Source organism: Vibrio syngnathi, assembly GCF_002119525.1.
Lineage (GTDB): Bacteria > Pseudomonadota > Gammaproteobacteria > Enterobacterales > Vibrionaceae > Vibrio > Vibrio syngnathi.
Map to the genome: position 1 here is coordinate 342,792 of NZ_CP017916.1, position 20,499 is coordinate 363,290.

Here is a 20,499-nt window from a genome sequence, read left to right on the forward strand (position 1 = left end):
TACCAGCTTATTGAATCAGGCGGAAACCGATCGTTTCCGCCATAAAGGACGGGTATATGTGGCAACAAGGATTTGTATTAGCGATTTTGCTCGGCATCATTACTTGCCTGCTCGTTACCCGTATTAAGCCAAGCTTTATCTTTGCTGGCGCGGCGTTTATTGCTTTTATGGCTGGCATGATCGACTTGTCGAGCCTAGCCAATAATTTCACTAACTCCTCGTTACTGACTTTAATTCTTCTGATCCTCGCATCAAGTGCGTTGGAGAAAACTCGCTTAATCAGCTGGGTTAGCCGCAATATCTCTGAAGGTCGGCTAGGTACAGTGGTTGCGAAGTTGGGTATTTCCACAGCGCTACTTTCTTCTTTTACCAATAACACCGCGGTGGTTGTCTCTTTGATCGGGGCGATCAAACGTAATCAACAACATGCGCCATCTAAATTACTTATTCCTTTGTCATATGCTGCCATCTTAGGTGGAACACTGACATTGATCGGCACCTCTACCAACTTGATCATCAATAGCTTCGTTGAAGATGCGGGTTTGCCGAGCCTAAACTTTTTCACACCGACCTTGATCGGTTTAGCTGTCTTAGTCGGTGGTGTGTTGATCCTCATTCCTCTGAGCTACTTCTTACCCAGCTACGACGATGGCTCTCAAGACGATCTACCTTACTTTCTCGAGGCGCGAGTTGAGCCGGGTTCTCCTTTAGTTGGCCGCAGCGTCAGCGAGAATAACCTCAGAGCATTGAGAAAACTGTTCTTAGCGGAAGTGATTCGAGACGGTAAAACAACCGCGTCTATAGACCCTGACTTCATACTTCAAGCTCGTGATCGACTACTGTTTTGTGGTGATGTCGAGAGTGTTGCAACACTGCAAGAGATCCAAGGGCTAACTCTGTTTGGTCAGCACCACCTGAACGGCCAGAGCTTTGTTGAGGTCGTAGTCAGTTCATCGGCAAGCTTCTGTAATAAAACCCTCAAAACCAGCCAGTTCAGAGATCGCTTCGATGCGGTTGTGGTTGCCATTCGTCGTGGTCATGAACGCCTTGAAGGTGGCCTTGGAAACATCACATTAACCGCTGGCGATACCTTGATTTTGGTTCCAGGAAAACGTTTTGAAGAACAGCGTCAACAACACAATAAAGAGTTTGTGTTGATGAACGATCTAGACTCAAGCGCCAAGCTTGATGCCGATAAATCGACGTTTGTGTTGCTCGGATTTGCTAGTGTGATTGGGTTATCGCTCGCTGATGTAGTCCCGATTATTAAAGGGCTCGCGGGATTTTTATTATTGCTGGTGGTATTTGGCGTAGTACAACTTGGTGAGCTTCGCCGCCGCTTCCCCGTCGATATTGTCGTGATCGTTGGTTCGGCACTCTCTATTGCTCAACTGATGATTTCATCTGGGTTGTCTGAGCGAATGGGGCTGATGTTTATGGAAGCCTTTAATGGCTGGGGTGTGTTTGGAGCGCTAGTCGCGACCTATTTCATGACGTTGGTCCTGACTGAGTTGGTGACCAATAATGCGGCGGCGGCACTCTCGTTCCCAATTGGCTACAGTATGGCTGTCGGTTATGGCGTTGACCCAATGCCGTTTATTATGGCGGTTCTGTTTGGTGCCAGTGCCAGTTTTATTTCGCCATACGGCTACCAAACCAACTTACTTGTTTATAGCGTAGGTAATTACCATCTCACGGATTATCTACGTATCGGCATCCCAATCTCGATTGTCTATTCGGGTTTGGTGTTGACCCTAATTCCTTACTTTTTCCCATTTTAATGCTGTTTATTTAAAGGACTAATTATGACCGCAATACTCAAACCAAAAGATGAGAATGTTGTGTGGCATCAACACTCGATTGATAAAGCATTTCGCTCTAATCTGAAATCACAAAAGCCAGCTGTGCTCTGGTTCACGGGATTATCTGGTTCTGGGAAGTCGACAGTCGCTGGAGCATTAGAAAATCGCTTGGCACAGCTTGGTTACCATACTTACTTATTGGATGGCGACAATGTCCGTCATGGATTATGTAGCGACCTTGGCTTCTCTGAGCAAGACCGTCGAGAGAATATTCGTCGTATTGGTGAGCTCGCTAAATTGATGGCGGATGCGGGTTTGATCGTGTTGTCAGCGTTTATTTCTCCACATCAAGCTGAAAGACAGTTAGTGCGAGACTTGCTACCCGAAGGCGAGTTTTTAGAGGTGTTTGTGAACACGCCACTCGAGGTTTGTGAGCAGCGTGACCCTAAAGGCCTATATAAGAAAGCACGTGCGGGAGAAATCCCGAACTTCACAGGTATTAGTTCAGCTTATGAAGCGCCTCGCAACCCAGAAATCGACTTACCTGCGGGCGAAAAGACACTCGATGAACTGGTCGAATTGTGTATTGATGCTTTAGAGAAACGTAATATTTTAGCCAACTGAGATCGCTGGTATGACTAAGGCTGCTCTCCTGCTTATTCTCGGCGGATAAATAGTGCAGCTTTGGTTTACCGAGACAAGAAACCTATCCTCTAGATTCTCTTTACACTTATCAAGACTCTTCACTGTGTACACCGTCTATTTTTTACAGTACCGACTCGACTGTCTAGACGGTGTAATTCACACTGCTTTTAACTTCTGTCTGAACCGTAAATTTCTGGCTCAATAGCGCAATCAGTTGGTCGTAATACTGCGTGTTAGGCTTGTTGCCAAGTAAGTTGCAAAGCTCATTGCCTGTAGGGCTGAATCGGTAGTAAATCAGCTTCACCCCTTTTGACAATGGTGCTAGTGACATGCCCTTACCTTGATAAGTCAAGTGCAGAGCTGGATCGAAATCAATCTCTCCAGATTCTAATTCTGTGCCCAGAATAATCCCAAGTTCAATCAAGTGGAGCAAGCTAGAGTAGGGCAGGTTGTGTCCACCAAGATTGATGGTGTTGGTGGTGTCCCTTTTACCAAAACTGAAGATTCCAGCATGGGATTTAAAACCGAGTAAAAGCTTTCTGCTGTTATCGCTACCAAAGCTACAGCCAAGTGATGCCGCTCTTTGCAGAGTGAGTGCTTCTTTCGGTGTCATATCTTGTAAGATCTTCAGCGCCTTCATTGACGTTGAGCCTGGGTTGGTCACTTCTCTCTTTAGTACCTGAGCCCATAGCCTCTGCATCGAGGTATTGTGGATCTCTTGTGCCATATCGAAGAAACGGTATAGCCAGTCCTGATCAGGGTCTCCTGCTGCTTCATCCTTACATGAAGAATGTGCCAACTTTAGAATCTGTTCTAGATTCTTTTGACGAAGTTCTTTACGTTTTCTTTCTCGTAATAGTGCTCGTTCGATAAGGGTACTTTCACCTTTATCGCTTGGTTTTGCACTATGACTAAGTAAGGAATCGAGGCCGAAGCTTTGTGCGATGTGCAGCATTCTGTTTGCACTGTCGGCAATATGAGGTTTTTTCTCATGCTTGGGCTGTGTATCGCTAGCATGCTCAATGATCACTGGCTGTTTGGTTTCTGACATAAGAGTACCGTTAGGAGACGACTCAATACCAATCGTAGTCAATAATTGCTCACCCTAGCTTGTTAAAACGCTCGATAACAGCATTAGAATTTTTGATTATAGAATAACTACTTATCAAAAAGCCCCGCCTTGTTCCCAAGCCTTTTTCTACGCTATTTCTGAACACTTACTTATTGTGATTGGTATAACTGTCTAAAATGTAACTCTTTATCTTATTGGTGGCTAGATTTTGCGTGCAGAGTTGAAGGTTTCAACAAAATTTTACTTTTGCTAATGATAATAAAATGTTAAATTTGTTGTAATTCTCAAGGAGGAGCTATGAATCAAGTCAATGATAACAAGCTGAAGAAACAGCTTAGTATAGGGTTATTACTCGCTACTTATGTGGCTGTGCTAGCTTACTTATCTAATTACATCGTGTAATTTAGAATAAAATCATCGTTATTAAACTGTTATTGAATAATATTACTTGTTCAGTGACGGCAGCTCATCCTTGAGCCACCCTTCTAATAACTACATGTCATCGTATTCTTCAATCGCAGTACCTTCAATAAGATACCCCGTTTGCGCCAAGTCATGGCTTATTGACTCCGTTTTCAGCGTACCGACTAAATAGACCACATCCCATAATTGCTGGATTGGTGCACCTTTAGGGAACTTCACATAGATGATTTGGTTCGGCGGCGGCGGCGGTACGTGGATACATGCGCCAAAGTATGGCACGAGCAGAAACTCAGTGATCATATTCTCATCGCCTTCCAACGGAATCACAAAGCCAGGAATCTTAACTGTGCTGCCATTCAACTCCGGACGAACAGCGCCAAGTGTCGACTGTTGAGGTTTGTCCATACTGTCGTGGTTAACCATCGGCATGCCAAATGAGTCGAGTTGTGCTCGCTCTGACTCTGGAATCAAGTCAATCCAATCGAGGGTTAATACCGATTCGTCAGCCTGAGTGGTGTCAGCGTGAGCTGTGCTGATAAATGGGAACATAAGTAACCCAAGTATCAGTAAGAATTTGCGTTGCATCGTAGGTTCCTATTTTAGATTCGAATAGTCATGCCATCAGACAATGACTGACGGTAAGCCCTGAAAGCGGGAATAAAGCCGATAATGATTCCGGCAACTTGCACCAACATAAGCAGTTTCCACTCATGAGGTGTGATTGCGGATATCGATATGTTGATACCATAACTTTGTTGCACAATAGGAGCAACTACTGCGATCAGGGCAAACAACACGGCAACACCCAATGTGATACCGAGGAAGGTTAGGGCACTTGCTTCACTGATCAGTAAACCAAACACATGACGAGGCCTTGCTCCCATCGCGCGCAGAATAGCCATCTCTCGACGTCTTTCTTGCAAGCTAGTCAGTAGGCTACTTAGCATTCCTAATAGTCCCGCGACTACAACAAACCCTGAAACAATCAGTAGCGCTTGTTCTGCAACGGCCATCATTCCCCACAATTCATGAAGCGCAATACCCGGCATAATGGCGCTCAAAGGTTCTTGGCGATAGTTATTGATTTCTCGTTGCAGTGCAAAGGTTTGGATTTTCGATTTAAGGCCAACCATCATCGCGGTAATCTGCTTAGGTTGGAAATCGTAGGTCTTTAATGTTTCTGCATCTGGCGTGTGCCCTAGGTTGGCTCCTGATTCCCAGCCCACGTGAATCGCTTCAATCGCCTCTAACGAAACATGCACTGTTTTATCTACTGGTGTGCCAGTTGGCGCGAGTATTCCGACAATTGTGAAGGGCAGGTTATCATGGCGACTAAAGGCAACATCACTGATACCGTGTGCAAGAATGATGTGATCACCGATTCTGTAATCTAACTTCTTCGCGACATCAGCCCCAATCACTACATCAAATAGCTGTTTAAACTCCTTACCCTGCTTAAAAGTAAGTGGTTGCTTACTTCCATAGCGATAGTTTTCGAAGTAGCTATGGTTAGTCCCCATTACACGGAAACCTTTATGCGAATCTCCCAATGAGATGGGTATCGCCCACTTTACTGCGTTGTGCTGGCTAAATTCTTCATAGCTTTTCCAGTCGATGTTGTTGGTCGCATTACCGATTCTAAATACGGAATAAAGCAGCAGGTTTACCTGACCAGAGCGGCCACCGACGATAAGGTCAGTACCTGAAATCGTATTCGCAAAGCTGCTCTTAGCTTCGGTTCTTACACGTTCCACACCGAGTAATAGAATGACTGACACCGCCACAGTGAGAATAGTTAGAATGGCTGTGGCTTTACGGTTGAGTACGCTTTTTAAGGCTAAGTGAGTAATTACTTTCATACGACAACCTTAGCTTGGTTAACGGTTTTTAAATCTATGGTTCGAGTGAACAGTTTTTCTAATGTTGGATCGTGACTAACAAAGATCAGGGTAGAACCCGCCTGATTCGCTTGTTCTAGCAACAGTTCGATGAAGGCTTCTCGGTTGTCATGATCCAAAGCCGATGTTGGTTCGTCGGCAATGATGATCTTTGGTTGGCCGATTAGAGCGCGAGCTGCAGCGACACGTTGCTGTTGACCAATACTCAGCTCAGTAACAGGTTTGTTCATTAAGGCTTGAGGTAGCTTTAATCTGAGCAACAACTCTTGAGCGGTTGCTTGCAGGCTGTTCTGACTTTCAGTGACTTGCTGCTTACGAATCTTAGAAAACTGACAAGGAAGCGTCACGTTGTCGATGACTGACAAGTAAGGAAGCAGGTTAAATTGTTGGAATATATAACCAATATGATCGGCTCTGAATTTGTCTCTCTGGCGAGGTGTTAGCTGTGTGAGATCTTGGCCAAGGATAGATACTTCGCCTTGTTCAGCTTGGTTGATTCCGGTCAGTAACCCTAACAATGTTGATTTCCCGCAACCACTAGGCCCTTTGATGAAAAGGTGCTCTTGGGCTTGGATATGCAGTGAGGGGATCTCTAGCGTTGAGGGCAATTCAGGCTTCCAACGAAAGCTGATATTTTCGAGTTTGACCACAAGTGATGAACTGTCAAAAGACATATTAGCTCCAATAATTAAAGCGGTGTCTCTACTGGACAGTTATTAGAATAATAAATTCCCAGAGCACACCGATTTGTACAGCCAAGTAAGTGAATACTTACTTGGCTGCTTATCTACGTTTAATTCAATCTAATGCTAATTAGAATCGAAAACTAATACGATCTGCGTTAAGCACTTCTTGAATTTGAGCACTGTCAGTTAGCAGGTTCACAGTCATTGATTTTGTGTTGCTGAACTTAGAGAACCACTGAGTATTCACGGTATCCAGTTTTTCAATGTCAGAACATTGGTAGTGGTACTCGACAGTGAACTCACCGTGGCCGCCTTCTGAGTGGTCATGGCCTTCGTGGTCATCATGATCGTGCTCAGCATGGTCATGGCCTTCGTGGTCGTCATGATCGTGTTCTGCATGGTCATGGCCTTTGTGGTCGTCATGATCGTGTTCTGCGTGGTCATAGCCTTCGTGGTCGTCATGACCGTGTTCTGCGTGGTCATGACCTTCGTGGTCGTCATGTTCGCCTTCAGCGTGGTCATGGCCTTCATGGTCATCATGATCGTCTTCTAGGGTGTTCGTCACTGACTTAAACTTCAAAGTACAGCTTGCATTGTTGAAACCAAATAGTTCTTCTGGCTTGTTCAGTTGCGTAATCGCTTGTTCAAACACTTTCTTTTGCTCGGCAGTTTCTGGAGCATGTTCAAAGCCAACCACATCAGCGCCGGGAGCTGTTACTTCAACAAGCAGCTCTTGCCCATCTTGAGCGATGTTCACTTCAACTTTACCGTGCACGTGTGCTTCGTGAGAGCGGAATTCTTCGTTAGCTAGAACATTCGTTGAGACAGTCATGCCGATAACAACGGCTAAAATAGTAGGTTTCATGTTTTTTTCCTGAATAAAGGTTAATTAAAAAGTAGTGGTAATTAAGCGATATTTACAGGAGGTGAACGTGCTAAATAAGCGAAATACAGGCGCTGTAACGAAATGACTGACTCTGTGATAGCGACAGTAAATTCCGAATGGAACTCTGGGATCTGTGGCAGTGAATGCGCCGTAATGAACTGATTTATCGAAAACAGTTCACAATGATGTGAAGAATGATGATGTGGGTCGATATCCACAATGTGTGTCGCTGCTAACACGCTCAACATGAGCATCAGCCCAAGCAAGAAGCCTGTTTTACGTTTCACATTATTAGGTGTGTTTTTCCACATCAGGATGATTAACCACAGAATTAAAAAAGGATACTGTTATAATATAACAATATCCTTTGGTCAGGTCTCGAAAAAGACGCGAATATCTTATTAAAGGCTCGCTTTAATCAACTCAATGACTTGAGTGACTTCTGAGTCGTTTAATGCCCCTTCTTTAACAAACAATATTTTACCTTGCTTGTCTTGAACGATAATCGCTGAGCTCTCATCTTTTAAAGCCCATGATGACGCTACGGTTCCGTCTTCATCTAGCACCATAGAAGACCATGGAAATTCTTCTTTACTACTTTCTGCTGACGATTTAACAAAAGATCCAGTTCCCCAAATCGCATCATCTTGGTTGATGATGGTCGTGGTTTGGTAGCTGTCTTCTGCGAATTTCGATGCTGTAATGGCTGCCATTAGTGGTGCGTTGAGTTCTTTTGAGCTGCTACGGCCAGCAATAGCTTGAACGACGCGAACTTTACCTAGAAGATCATTGGTTGCCCAAGCTTGATATCCAGTATTTCCGTCGTTTAGTACGATTTCACCATAGTTGCTAACATCGACAGCAGGCAGAGTTTCACCTACAGATAAGTTGTGAGCATTGGCGAAGAGTGGAGAGGCTGCGGCTAAAAAAGCCAGTAGAGTTTTGTTTTTCATTATATTTTTGTTCCGCTTATTGGTTTGCTCTGGAAGTATAATATGAAATTTGAAAAATGCCTCTTTAACTTTTTATCGTACGACGTAGAAATAAGTTGCAGGCTTGTTACCAAAAGGTATAATGCATCAATGTCGAGATGAACAATAGATTATCTTGCTGTATGCTAAGGGAATTAGCGATTGAATGTGCTTTGAATACGTTGGTGTTCAGGTGCGTGACTGTAGTACTCAAATGGAATTGAGGTTGTATTATGTTAAGAAATTTTTCTACTTACCGACCACATCAGGTGGCGCGTTTCGTTAAAGTCCTGTTCAAAGGCCAGTTTGCTATTGAGGGTATCGGAGAGTTTCGCTTCGACCAAGGCAAGGTGCTTCTCCCTGAAGTTTCAGACAAACAAAAGCTCACTATTTTTAAAGAAGTTAACGGCACCATTGCTGCTTTGCCGGTCTAATTGACTTTTATTGAGTTGAATTGCTTCAAATAGATTAACAATAAAAAAGGGTTTCCTAATGGAAGCCCTTTTTTAATAGATGAAGTTCTAGTTTGTATGCCTAATACCAATCGTAGTAAATAACTGTTCATCCTAGCTGGTTAAAACACTCGATAACATCGTTAGAAATTTTGATTGTAGAATAACTACTTATCGAAAATTTCTGCCTTGTTCTCAAGCATTTTTCCTGCGTTATTTATGATCACTTACTTACTGTGATTGGTATAACACATTATTGCGGAGGGAAGCACACACCTGTTCCACCTAACCCGCAATAACCATTCGGATTTTTAGCTAGGTATTGCTGGTGGTAGGTTTCTGCGAAAAAATATTTTCCAGCAGGTAGAACTTCCGTCGTGATCTCGTTGCCTAATGATTCAGTCATTGCTCGTTGGTATTCACGTTTAGAGTGCTCAGCGATAGTCTGTTGTTCTTCGCTGAAGGTGTATATAGCAGAACGGTATTGAGTCCCTAAATCGTTGCCTTGGCGCATACCTTGAGTTGGGTCATGGCGTTCCCAAAAGGTCTCAAGTATTCGAGCTAAAGACGTTTGTTCGCTATCAAAAATGACACGAACCACTTCGGTATGGCCGGTTTGTCCGCTACATACCTGCTCATAAGTGGGGTTAATCGTGTATCCACCAGCGTAGCCAACGGATGTTGAAATAACGCCGTCCAACTGCCAGAACAAACGCTCAGCTCCCCAGAAGCATCCCATACCAAGTAGGACTTCTTGTTGAGAGCCCGTAGGCGCATCAAGCAGATCGGTTTGATTGACGAAATGACGCTCAGTGATTCGAATTGGGTCAGTATGTCCTGGTAGTGCGGTTGCTGCAGAAACCATTTGTTGTTTGTTTAGCATGTTATATTCCTTTTCGCATACGTTTACCGCGCTGGCTTTTATTTTACTTGGGTTCATATTAACTGTTGGTCAATATTGATTAAGTCTTTACATTAGACCGTGTTATTGCCGGATTTATTACAGACTCAATGTCTTTTTAGCGGTATTATTTCTTTTCATTTATTAACGTATTGATAACTTCTTCACCAATTAAACATGATAAGAAAAACTTTACCAGTTCTGATTGGCACTCTACTGTCATCGACGCTCGCTTTCGCAGACGTTTCCCTTGAAATTAAAGGGCTTGATGGCGCGCTTGCTGATAATGTGGATGCTTATCTGAGTGCGATTCCTGAAGAAGAGTACTCGGTTTCATTAAGGTTCCAATCTCGCTTGGAGTCTATGATAAAAGAAGCCCTGAATGCGTTAGGTTACTACCACCCTAATATCACATTTTCTCACCCCGAAGATGATACCGAAATGACCGTTACGGTTGAGCCGGGAGAGCCTGTTGTTATTTATACCTCAGATATCGTTCTGACTGGTGAAGCCAAAGATGACCCTGATTTTTTGGCCTTGATAGCTAAGAGCAAGCTGTCTAAAGGTTCGATTTTGAATCATGGTAGTTATGATTCTTTAAAATCATCGATCCGCAACCTTGGATTAGCGAAAGGTTACTTTGATGGTGCGTATGATCTTAGTAAGCTAGAAGTCGCTCCTGAATTAAATCGCGCTTATGTCCGCCTTCATTACAACAGTGGAATTCGATATCACTTTGGCACCACTCAGGTTACTGGCAGTCAGATTGAAGAAGATAAGGTGAAATCGCTTAAATCATTTGAAGATGGCGAACCTTACTCAATTACCAAAGTTGGCGAATACAACCAAAACCTTTCTAATACTGATTGGTTCTCTTCCGTATTTGTTGAACCCGATTTAAGTCAATTGGGCGAAGGCCGCGAAATCCCGATGAAGGTGAGCCTTGCTCCGCAAGCTCGTAACCAAATCGAAACGGGTATCGGTGTCTCAACAGACCTTGGTGTGAAAGGCACTCTTAAATGGAAAAAACCTTGGGTTAATGACAGAGGCCATAGCTTCAATAGTAGCTTGTCGATCTCCAAGCCTGAGCAGACGATCACGGCAGCTTATAAAATCCCATTAGATGACGTACTTAATGACTACTATCAAATTAAGTATGGTATGAAGAATCTGGATAACCGTGATACCAAGAGTTTGGAGTCAAACTTAGCCTTAGAAAGGTATTGGCGTCTGGATAATGGCTGGCAACGTACGGTATTCATTCGATACTTGGTCGAAAACTATGAACAAGGTTTGCAAGATGACTTAGCGCAATTCGTATTGCCGGGTATTTCTTTCTCGCGAACTCGAACGCGCGGTGGCTCGATGCCGATGTGGGGCGATAAACAAACCATAATGTTTGAAGCGGCTGATGACACCTTGTTATCTGAAACCCAAGTCGTACGTTTTCAAGGCCAAACCGCTTGGATTCGAAGCATTGGCGATAACCACCGAGGTTTAACCCGTCTTCAATTCGGCGGAAACTTTGCGGATGAATTTGATAAGTTATCACCGTCTTTAAGATTCTTTGCCGGTGGTGATAACAGCATCCGTGGTTATGGCTATGAGTCGATCTCTCCTCGCGATAAAAGTGGTGCATTAACGGGTGCGAAATTCATGGCAACCAGCTCGTTTGAATACCAATACCGCTTGGTTGGAAACTGGTGGGGCGCTGCATTCTACGATATTGGTGATGCATTTAATGACAAGCCAGAGTGGAAGCACGGCACCGGTGTCGGGGTGCGTTGGGCGTCCCCCGTTGGTCCAGTGAGTCTAGATTTTGCTTGGGGCCTAGATGCGAAGAAAGGCGATGAGTTCCAACTGCACTTTAGTTTAGGACCTGAATTATGATCAAAGTGATGGGCAAGTGCATCAAGTGGACGTCGATCTCATTGACGTCTATTTTGCTATTGGTGATAGCCCTGCTCGGTTTTGTTTTGTTCACCAATCCAGGGTTGAACACCGTGTTGTGGGGCGCTGAAAAAGCATTACCACAACTTAAAGTGGAAAGTACTAAAGGCGCTCTTTTCCCAAATTTTACGCTTAATAATGTTCAGTTTAAAGATGACAGCCTGCATATCGATACCAAGGTTCAAAAGCTTAACTTGGCTATTAACCCTCGTTGTTTGCTTGATCCTAAGTTGTGTGTTGATCGTTTAGCGATTCAAGGGTTGGATTTCGCATTTACTGAACTGCCTCCTGCGTCTCCAGAAGAAACAGAACCTACTCCGCCCGTAACATCGGTAAAAACACCGTTGCCAATCGTGATCAACCGTATCGCTTTGTCTGATATCAAGCTGAATATCTTGGGTCATGAAATTGAATGGAGTCTGTTCTCTACGGCTTTGAGTATGCAGGGCGAAAAGCTGACGATATCGCCAACCTTATTCAATGATCTTAAGGTTAAACTCGCGGAGTCGACAGAAGAACCGCAAGCAGAAAAGGTTGAGCCAGAAGTTGCCGTTAAAACTGCTATCGAATTGCCGGAAGTCTGGATTCCTTTACAGGTTGTGTTGGAGCGTTTTGATCTTAACCGTTTCACCTTAGAACAAGAAACACCAATCGTTGTTAATCACCTTGGATTAGAGGCACGCGGGGGTAAACACACGGTTGATGTTTCAACTCTCGAACTCGATATGCCACAAGCCAGCGCGAATTTAGCGACGAAGGTTGAGCTCAAGGGGGGATATCCGCTAGAACTTTCTTTGGATGCGTTAGTGAAAGAAACCGACCTTGCTGGTCAGAAATTATCACTAAAAGCACAAGGTAGCGTGGCTAAGCTAAACCTAGATGCCCAATTTTCTGAGCTGATTGAGGCAAAGCTATCTGGGGATATTCAACCCTTAGAGCCTACTCTACCATTTGACCTTCTTTTAGAGGGCGGACAAGCGCAGTGGCCTCTTACCGGAAAAAGCGATTACCAAGCGACAATTGAGCAATTCAAAGCTAATGGCTCACTAGATGGTTTCAATGTTCTACTTAAAGGTGAGGCCGATGGTAAGGAAATCCCTGAGTTAGCCATCGATCTGCAGGGTAAAGGCACGACGGAACAGATTGAGTTCGAGCGTCTAAAGCTGAATACATTAGGTGGTGAGTTGAATGGTGTGGTCAAAGCTAACTGGAAGAGTCTCGTTAACTGGCAAGCTGATGTAACACTTAAAGACATTCAGCCGGGCCTGCAATGGCCAGAAGCCGAGGGTAACATTAGCGGAAGCATCGTCACCTCGGGTGAGTTGACGGAAGCGGGCGGTTGGGCGATTGAATTGCCTAAACTGGATATTGAAGGGATCTTGCGAGAGTACCCTCTGGATATCGAAGGTCAGTTGTCAGCGTCGGATCGCAGCGCGAGCGGTGAACCAAAGCTGAAAACCAGCGGTTTGAGCTTGGCTCATGGTGTTAACTCGATTAAGGCACAGGGGCAACTTGATAAGCAATGGGACATGGGCGTTGAGATCTTCTTCCCTGAGCTTGCAAAAAGTAGTCCTGAGCTGAAAGGTAGAGTGATCGGTAGCATCCAACTCAGTGGCCCAACGAAAGAGCCAAAAGTCGATCTCGCGCTTAATATTGATAAGGTCGATTGGAATAACGAAGCGACACTAGAATCCTTGTCTCTGATTGGCTCGGTGGTTCCTCTTCCATTACCTGAAGCTCAAGCAGACCTTGTATTAAAAGCTAAGAACTTAACCTACCAAGCACAAAACGTGGAAAGCATTGATTTAACCGTGAATGGTGGTGAGAAGCTCCATACGGTGACACTCGATGTGATATCCGATCTCGTGTCTGCAAGTTTGGCCATCTCTGGTGAGTTGATACAAAAACCTTCCATCATTTGGGATGGTTCGTTAGACAGAGTCAAAATTACCACTCAACAAGGCCCTTGGTTATTAGATCAGCCTGTCGCTATTAAAGCCGATGTCGACAAACAGTTAGCCGATGTTCAAGCGCACTGTTGGATACAAGCTAGTTCGAGTGTGTGCTTAGATGAAGACGTTCGTGTTGGAAAGTCGGGTGAGGCCAAACTGGGTATCAACCAATTCGATTTTGAGCAGATCCAAGCTCTCATGCCTAAAGAAACGCAATTACAGGGCTTAGTTAATGCGACGGCTCACGCTAAGTGGTCAGAGCAAGGTGAGCCTGAAGTTACGATAAGCGTTGATATGCCGAAAGGACAAGTTGTTCAACAAGTTGACGAACCAATCACATTGGGTTGGGAAAGCGTTGCATTGAGCGCACAACTGAAAGACAACAAACTGGATGCCGACTTTAAGCTGGATGTTTCGGATAATGGTGACTTGTCTGGCACAGTGTCGTTACCTGATATTCTCGCGGAAGATAAAATGGTCGATGCAGCCATTAAGTTGACCACCTTCCATCTCGATTTCTTACAGCCGATCCTCGGCGAATACAGCCTATTGAAAGCCGACCTGGAGAGTGACCTTCAAGTGAAAGGCTCCTTGATGCACCCTCAAGTCTTTGGTCAATTTTCTGTTGATGGCATTCAAGTCAAAGGCGATGTGACGCCTGTTGATGTGAAAGGCGGTCGTATCGACCTCGACTTTGATGGTTATAGTGCAAAACTGGATGCGAATGTTGAAACGCCTGATGGTCACCTTGATATCGTAGGTTCCGGGAATTGGCAAGATCTTAAAGCATGGCACTCTAACGTCAGAGTGTTTGCCGATGAGTTGATGGTTGATATTCCGCCAATGGTTAAAGTGAAGGTTGTTCCTGACATGACCATTGATGTCACACCAGAGCTTGCGAAAATCACTGGTGATATTGCATTACCTTGGGGGCGAATCGTTGTAGAAGACTTACCACCTTCAGCGGTAGGCATCTCTTCTGACCAAGTTATCTTGAATAAAGAGCTTGAGCCTGAAAGTGAAGGTACGATCCCATTTAATGTGATGACCAATATTAATATCTCCATTGGTGATGACTTTAAACTTTCAGCCTTCGGCCTTGAAGGGGGATTAATCGGTAAGTTGAATGTCGCTCAAAAAGACCAAGGTCCTTTCATCACTGGTGAAGTGAACATCGTGGATGGTACTTACCAATCCTTTGGGCAAGATCTCTTGATCAAAGAAGGTAAGATTCTAATGAATGGGCCTCCGGATCAACCATATGTAGCGATCAATGCGATACGTAACCCTGACAATACTCAAGATGATGTGACCGCTGGTATTCGTGTGACAGGCCCAGCTACTGAGCCAACCATAGAGATTTACTCTGACCCCGCAATGCCGCAAGCGAATGCGCTGTCCTATATTTTACGTGGTCAAGATATCGATGGTGAGTCGAACGGTTCAATGACAACGACCTTAATTGGCTTAAGCTTGGCGAAGAGCGGTAAGGTTGTCGGCGAAATCGGTGAAGCCTTTGGTGTACAAGATTTACAACTGGATACAGCAGGCTCTGGGGATGACTCACAAGTAACGGTAAGTGGCTACATTCTGCCTGGTTTACAGGTGAAGTATGGTGTGGGTATCTTTAACTCGTTAGGCGAGTTTACCGTTCGTTATCGATTGATGCAGGATCTCTACGTTGAGGCTGTATCGGGTCTAGACAGTGCCGTGGACCTTCTCTATCAATTTGAATTCGAGTAAATCAATTTGAATTCAAGTTGCTGAGGTTTCATCCATTGGTCGGTATGAAAATCGAAAGGATTATGGGGTATTTATGCAACATCTTGTTTTTGTATATGGAACCTTGAGACAAGGTCAATCGAACCACCACTATTTGCAGCAATGCGAGTACTTAGGCCGGTTTGACACCCTTGAGGAGTACGCTCTTTTTGATTTAGGTGCCTATCCAGCGATGATTCTTGGAAAGAAAAATGTCGTTGGCGAAGTCTATGCCATTAACGACGAAGTTTTAGCGTCGCTCGATCGGTTAGAGGATGTTCCTGTTGAGTACCGTCGCGAGCAAATAGAGACGATATTTGGTTTAGCATGGGTATATTTGTATCAGCTTGATCTAACGGCTAATAACGAAATACTTTCGGGTGACTGGTGTAAACGGGACAACCCGTAATAGCTATCTATTCGTAATATCTAAGCTATCTACTTGTAATTTCTATACATTCTGAGTTGTCGAACAAAAAGCCAGCAAGTGATGCTGGCTTTTTTAATGGCGTTAATTTGAGAAATAAGCGAGACGATTAGTCTCTGTTAAGTTCAAGAAACTCTTCTACTTTTTTTACCATGTTCTTAGAACCGACAAAGAAAGGCACACGTTGGTGCAGTTCTGTTGGTTTTATATCCATGATGCGTTGGGCGCCATCGGAGGCAATACCGCCAGCTTGCTCCATGATGAAGGCTATTGGGTTGCACTCGTACAGCAGACGCAGTTTACCCTGAGGGTGGCTTTGCGTACTCGGGTATAAGTAGATACCGCCTTTCAGAAGATTACGGTGGAAATCTGATACTAGAGAACCGATGTAACGTGATGTGTAAGGGCGGTTGTCGCTTGGCTCATTTTCTTGGCAGTACTTGATGTACTTTTTAACACCCGTAGGGAAGCGAATGTAGTTACCTTCGTTGATCGAATAAATCTTACCTTCATCAGGGATCATCATGTTTTCATGAGACAGACAGAAGGTGCCCAGAGATGGGTCGTAGGTGAAGCCATTGACACCTGCACCGGTTGTGTAAACAAGCATAGTTGAAGAGCCGTAAATTACGTACCCCGCGGCTACTTGCTTGTGTCCTGGCTGTAGGAAGTCTTCTTGTGTTGGTGGGGTACCAACAGGCGATACTCGACGATAGATAGAGAAGATTGTACCAACAGAAACATTGACATCGATGTTTGAAGAGCCATCCAGTGGGTCCATCAGAACGACGTATTTTGCGTTTTTGTTGAGCTCTTTATTGAAGGCGACAGCTTCGTCTTCTTCTTCACTTGCAACGCCACAAACTTGGTCACGAGCTTCTAGAGCCGCTTTAAATTTGTCGTTCGCGTAAAGGTCTAGCTTTTGTTGCTCTTCACCTTGAACGTTGTCTGTACCAACAGCGCCAGTAATGTCGACAAGGCCTGCTTTGTTGATTTCACGGTTAACAATTTTCGCAGCAAGACGAATTGATGACAAAAGGGATGATAGATCACCGCTTGCATGGGGGAAGTCACTCTGTTTCTCAACAATGAACTCACCAAGGGTGCGCATCTCAGACATGTTATTTCCTTAAACTTCTCTCAATATTAGGGGGAATTTGAGCACTATAGGATTCGCCTCTTACTTGGGCTTTATTCACCTAGACGCCTAGTTAAATTCTAAAGGTTAGATCTTTTTAATGGTAATGAACTAAGCGACGCAGATCTCACTTACTATGTCGACTAAATTTCTTTTGCATTGCTACTCGCTTTTAATCGTCATTTAATGATAATGAGTGCAGTAGTTTGATTTAGACATGGTTCATTTAGCCAAGCGTTTGGAAGCAATTTATGCATATTCATATCTTAGGAATTTGTGGCACCTTCATGGGAGGTGCTGCGGTATTGGCTCGTCAATTAGGTCACAAGGTTACCGGTAGTGACGCGAATGTTTACCCACCAATGAGCACTTTATTGGAGTCTCAAGGGATTGAAATTATTGAAGGGTTTAACCCAAGCCAGTTAGAACCAAGGCCTGATCTCGTGGTCATTGGCAATGCGATGAGCCGTGGCAACCCGTGTGTTGAGTATGTCTTAGATAACAACCTTAGATACACATCAGGGCCGCAGTGGTTGCAAGAGTTCTTACTGCATGACCGTTGGGTTCTGGCGGTATCGGGAACGCATGGCAAGACAACAACATCGAGCATGCTGGCTTGGATCTTAGAAGACTGTGGCTATGCACCGGGCTTCCTTGTCGGTGGGGTATTGGGTAACTTTGGTATTTCAGCTCGCCTTGGTGAAAGCATGTTCTTTGTGGTAGAAGCTGACGAATACGACAGTGCTTTTTTCGACAAACGGTCTAAGTTCGTTCATTACCACCCAAGAACCTTAGTGATGAATAACCTCGAATTCGATCATGCTGATATCTTCGATGACCTTGAAGCAATCAAGCGACAGTTCCATCATTTGGTTCGCACAGTGCCAAGCAATGGTCGTATTTTCTCACCGAAGCAAGATACCGCGATCCAAGATGTGTTATCTCGTGGCTGCTGGAGTGAAACTGAGTCGAGTGGTGAACTTGGTGATTGGGATGCCAAGAAGTTAGTTAAAGATGGTTCCAAATTTGAGGTGTACTTCCAAGGTGAATGTGTTGGAATCGTAGACTGGGATTTAGTTGGCGATCATAACGTAAGCAATGCTTTGATGGCGATTGCGGCGGCAAGACATGTTGGTGTGACACCTGACTTAGGGTGCGAATCACTGGCGACGTTCATTAATACCAAGCGTCGCTTAGAGTTTAAAGGCGAAGTAGCTGGTGTTTCTGTCTATGACGATTTTGCACATCACCCAACGGCGATTGAACTTACGCTGGGCGGCTTACGTAATAGGGTCGACACAAAGAAAATCATTGCCGTTTTAGAGCCTCGTTCTGCCACCATGAAGCGCGGTGTGCACAAAGAAACCTTGGCTGACTCGCTCAAGCAGGCGGATTCTACCTACTTATTCCAACCGGATAACATTGATTGGTCGGTACAAGACGTTGCCGATGCGTGCCATCAACCTGCGCACGTAAGTGATGACATGGATGCATTCGTTGCTAGAATTGTCTCAGAGGCACAAGCGGACGACCAAATCTTGGTAATGAGTAACGGTGGCTTTGGTGGCATTCATCAAAAACTGTTGGATGCGTTGGCACTCAAGGGCTAACTGAACCAAGACCTTATAATTTGAAGTAATTGAGAACATGACAAAACACGATAAAGCGATAACCCTCGCTTTCACTGGCGCATCTGGTGCGCCTTACGGACTGCGTTTACTTGAATGCTTATTGGCGGCAGATTATCAGGTCTATTTACTGATATCGTCGGCAGCGCGAGTGGTGTTGGCGACCGAGCATGAACTTAAGTTACCTGCTGGGCCAGATGCTGCGAAACAAGCTTTAGTTAAGCATTTAGATTGCGCCCCAGAAAAGCTGGTGGTATGTGGCAAAGATGATTGGTTCTCACCGGTTGCCTCTGGTTCAGCAGCACCGAAGCAGATGGTGGTGTGTCCATGCTCTGCAGGTAGCTTGGCATCAATTGCTCATGGCCTATCAGATAACTTGATCGAGCGTGCAGCAGACGTGGTTATGAAAGAGCGAGGACAGTTGTTGTTGGTGGTTCGTGAGACGCCATTTTCTACGTTGCATTTAGAGAATATGCACAAACTCTCGACCATGGGCGTGACGATTATGCCTGCAGCTCCGGGTTTTTATCATCAACCTAAGTCGATTGAAGACCTGGTCGACTTTATGGTGGCACGTATTCTTGATCACCTTGGTATCGAGCAAGGTTTAGTGCCACGTTGGGGTTACGATCAACGTAATTGATCCAAACTTGATAGCTTATTGTTAAAATTCGAATTACAATTCTGAACACTCATCGGGGAGCGAACCATTCAAATAATGAATGCGAGCTGAGATCAAGCAAGTGCTTGGGACCCGTAAACCTGAACCAGATAATGCTGGCGTAGGAATTGAGTTAGGAACAACCTCTACCGTTCTCCTCCCTCAAACCTGTGCCGCTCAGACCATGGAGAGCGTCCAGTGAAATTAACATTAACAACTCTTGCTGTTACTACAGCCATCTCTTTTTCTGCCTTCGCTGCAGACAACACCTTAACGGTTTACACTTACGACTCTTTTGCTGCGGATTGGGGCCCTCGTCCTGCCGTTGAAAAAGCATTCGAAGAAAAGTGTGGTTGTGATGTGAATTTTGTCGCGTTAGAAGATGGAGTGTCTATTCTAAACCGCTTACGTCTTGAAGGTGGCAACAGCAAAGCTGACATCATTTTAGGCCTAGATAATAATCTCATGGCTGAAGCGAAATCTACAGGCTTATTGGCTGAGCACAGTGTTGATACATCATCTGTGACGCTTCCTAACGGTTGGAACGACAGTACCTTTGTTCCTTATGATTTTGGTTACTTTGCGTTTATCTATAACAAAGAGAAGCTAGCAAACCCGCCAAAGAGCCTGAAAGAACTGGTTGAGCAACGTGACGATCTTAAGGTTATCTATCAAGATCCACGTACATCAACACCAGGCCAAGGCATGATGCTATGGATGAAGTCGGTTTACGGTGATGAAGCAACTGCAGCATGGAAGAAGCTTGCTCAGAAAACTGTGACTGTGACTAAAGGTTGGTCTGAAGCTTACTCTATGTTCCTAGAGGGCGAGTCTGATTTAGTGTTGTCTTACACAACTTCCCCGGCTTATCACATCATTGCAGAAAGTGATTCTAAGTACGCAGCTGCAAGCTTTGAAGAAGGTCATTACACTCAAGTGGAAGTGGCAGCGAAGGTTAAAGGTAGCAAGAACGAAAAGCTTGCCGATGAGTTTATGGCATTTATCTTAAGTGATGAGTTCCAATCGGCGATGCCTACTGGCAACTGGATGTACCCAGTGACCGATGTTGAGCTACCAAAAGGGTTCGAGCAACTTACGGTTCCTCAGAAAGCGCTAAGCTTCACACCAGAAGAGATCGCCGAGAAGCGTAAGCCTTGGATTCGTGAATGGCAGAGTGCACTTACTTTTTAACTTACTATTTAGGAACATGAGTTTTCTAACGTACTTTTAAAAAACTAGCTTTCTG

Annotated in this window: 18 protein-coding genes and 1 riboswitch; of the genes, 9 read left to right on the forward strand and 9 right to left on the reverse strand. The window is 44.6% G+C overall.

What is annotated here, in order from left to right:
* Positions 1-56: 56 nt before the first annotated feature.
* Both K08M4_RS01675 and cysC read left to right on the forward strand, forming a co-directional pair.
* Positions 57-1,781: an SLC13 family permease gene (locus K08M4_RS01675; protein ID WP_086048656.1), complete on the forward strand. Its 1,725-nt coding sequence runs from the start codon at positions 57-59 to the stop codon at positions 1,779-1,781.
* Positions 1,782-1,805: 24 nt separating this feature from the next.
* Complete coding sequence (gene cysC, locus K08M4_RS01680) at positions 1,806-2,426, forward strand: adenylyl-sulfate kinase (RefSeq protein WP_086048657.1); 621 nt, start codon at positions 1,806-1,808, stop codon at positions 2,424-2,426.
* Positions 2,427-2,589: 163 nt separating this feature from the next.
* Here cysC and K08M4_RS01685 read toward each other — a convergent pair whose 3' ends face one another.
* The 7 genes from K08M4_RS01685 to K08M4_RS01715 form a co-directional block, all read right to left on the reverse strand.
* On the reverse strand, positions 2,590-3,498 hold the full coding sequence (locus tag K08M4_RS01685) for a TIGR03899 family protein (protein ID WP_086048658.1): 909 nt from the start codon (positions 3,496-3,498) through the stop codon (positions 2,590-2,592).
* A gap of 513 nt (positions 3,499-4,011) precedes the next feature.
* Entirely contained in the window at positions 4,012-4,527 is a 516-nt protein-coding gene (locus K08M4_RS01690; RefSeq protein WP_086048659.1) for a DUF3299 domain-containing protein, read from the reverse strand.
* A 14-nt stretch (positions 4,528-4,541) separates the two neighbouring features.
* Positions 4,542-5,801 carry an ABC transporter permease gene (locus K08M4_RS01695; protein ID WP_086048660.1) on the reverse strand — a complete coding sequence of 420 codons (1,260 nt, stop codon included), beginning with the start codon at positions 5,799-5,801 and terminating at the stop codon, positions 4,542-4,544.
* A complete protein-coding gene (locus K08M4_RS01700; RefSeq protein ID WP_086048661.1) occupies positions 5,798-6,514 on the reverse strand; it encodes an ABC transporter ATP-binding protein in 717 nt (238 codons plus the stop codon). Before K08M4_RS01700 ends, K08M4_RS01695 begins: the two co-directional genes overlap by 4 nt.
* 139 nt (positions 6,515-6,653) lie before the next feature.
* Positions 6,654-7,391, reverse strand: coding sequence for a zinc uptake protein ZrgA (gene zrgA, locus K08M4_RS01705; RefSeq protein WP_086048662.1), 738 nt, complete (start codon positions 7,389-7,391; stop codon positions 6,654-6,656).
* A 41-nt stretch (positions 7,392-7,432) separates the two neighbouring features.
* Positions 7,433-7,723 (reverse strand): DUF2607 domain-containing protein, encoded by a 291-nt coding sequence (locus K08M4_RS01710; protein WP_086048663.1) that lies wholly within the window; start codon positions 7,721-7,723, stop codon positions 7,433-7,435.
* Between the two features lie 90 nt (positions 7,724-7,813).
* Positions 7,814-8,365 (reverse strand): YtfJ family protein, encoded by a 552-nt coding sequence (locus K08M4_RS01715; RefSeq protein ID WP_086048664.1) that lies wholly within the window; start codon positions 8,363-8,365, stop codon positions 7,814-7,816.
* Between the two features lie 251 nt (positions 8,366-8,616).
* Between K08M4_RS01715 and K08M4_RS01720 the strand changes: the two genes are divergently transcribed.
* Positions 8,617-8,817 (forward strand): DUF1107 family protein, encoded by a 201-nt coding sequence (locus K08M4_RS01720; RefSeq protein ID WP_086048665.1) that lies wholly within the window; start codon positions 8,617-8,619, stop codon positions 8,815-8,817.
* Between the two features lie 271 nt (positions 8,818-9,088).
* On the opposite strand, the gene msrA is transcribed toward K08M4_RS01720, so the two are convergent.
* Positions 9,089-9,718 carry a peptide-methionine (S)-S-oxide reductase MsrA gene (gene msrA, locus K08M4_RS01725; protein ID WP_086048666.1) on the reverse strand — a complete coding sequence of 210 codons (630 nt, stop codon included), beginning with the start codon at positions 9,716-9,718 and terminating at the stop codon, positions 9,089-9,091.
* 195 nt (positions 9,719-9,913) lie between these two features.
* Here msrA and tamA point away from each other — a divergent pair, with 195 nt between their 5' ends.
* From tamA to K08M4_RS01740, 3 genes are all read left to right on the forward strand, one after another.
* Positions 9,914-11,626, forward strand: a complete 1,713-nt coding sequence (gene tamA / locus K08M4_RS01730; protein ID WP_086048667.1) for an autotransporter assembly complex protein TamA — start codon at positions 9,914-9,916, stop codon at positions 11,624-11,626.
* On the forward strand, positions 11,623-15,381 hold the full coding sequence (gene tamB / locus K08M4_RS01735; protein ID WP_086048668.1) for an autotransporter assembly complex protein TamB: 3,759 nt from the start codon (positions 11,623-11,625) through the stop codon (positions 15,379-15,381). The genes tamA and tamB overlap by 4 nt, the downstream gene beginning before the upstream one ends.
* 73 nt (positions 15,382-15,454) lie before the next feature.
* Positions 15,455-15,808, forward strand: a complete 354-nt coding sequence (locus K08M4_RS01740) for a gamma-glutamylcyclotransferase family protein (RefSeq protein ID WP_086048669.1) — start codon at positions 15,455-15,457, stop codon at positions 15,806-15,808.
* A 127-nt stretch (positions 15,809-15,935) separates the two neighbouring features.
* On the opposite strand, the gene fbp is transcribed toward K08M4_RS01740, so the two are convergent.
* Positions 15,936-16,946, reverse strand: coding sequence for a class 1 fructose-bisphosphatase (gene fbp / locus K08M4_RS01745; protein ID WP_009847754.1), 1,011 nt, complete (start codon positions 16,944-16,946; stop codon positions 15,936-15,938).
* Between the two features lie 269 nt (positions 16,947-17,215).
* Between fbp and mpl the strand changes: the two genes are divergently transcribed.
* The 3 genes from mpl to thiB all read left to right on the forward strand — a co-directional run bounded on the left by mpl (position 17,216) and on the right by thiB (position 20,444).
* The gene (gene mpl, locus K08M4_RS01750; protein WP_086048670.1) at positions 17,216-18,574 is read left to right on the forward strand and encodes a UDP-N-acetylmuramate:L-alanyl-gamma-D-glutamyl-meso-diaminopimelate ligase; all 1,359 of its coding nucleotides are present in this window, start codon (positions 17,216-17,218) and stop codon (positions 18,572-18,574) included.
* Positions 18,575-18,611: 37 nt separating this feature from the next.
* Complete coding sequence (locus K08M4_RS01755) at positions 18,612-19,235, forward strand: flavin prenyltransferase UbiX (protein ID WP_086048671.1); 624 nt, start codon at positions 18,612-18,614, stop codon at positions 19,233-19,235.
* 43 nt (positions 19,236-19,278) lie between these two features.
* Positions 19,279-19,398: riboswitch (TPP riboswitch) on the forward strand.
* A gap of 53 nt (positions 19,399-19,451) precedes the next feature.
* A complete protein-coding gene (thiB, locus tag K08M4_RS01760; protein ID WP_009847751.1) occupies positions 19,452-20,444 on the forward strand; it encodes a thiamine ABC transporter substrate binding subunit in 993 nt (330 codons plus the stop codon).
* The last annotated feature ends 55 nt before the right edge of the window (positions 20,445-20,499 follow it).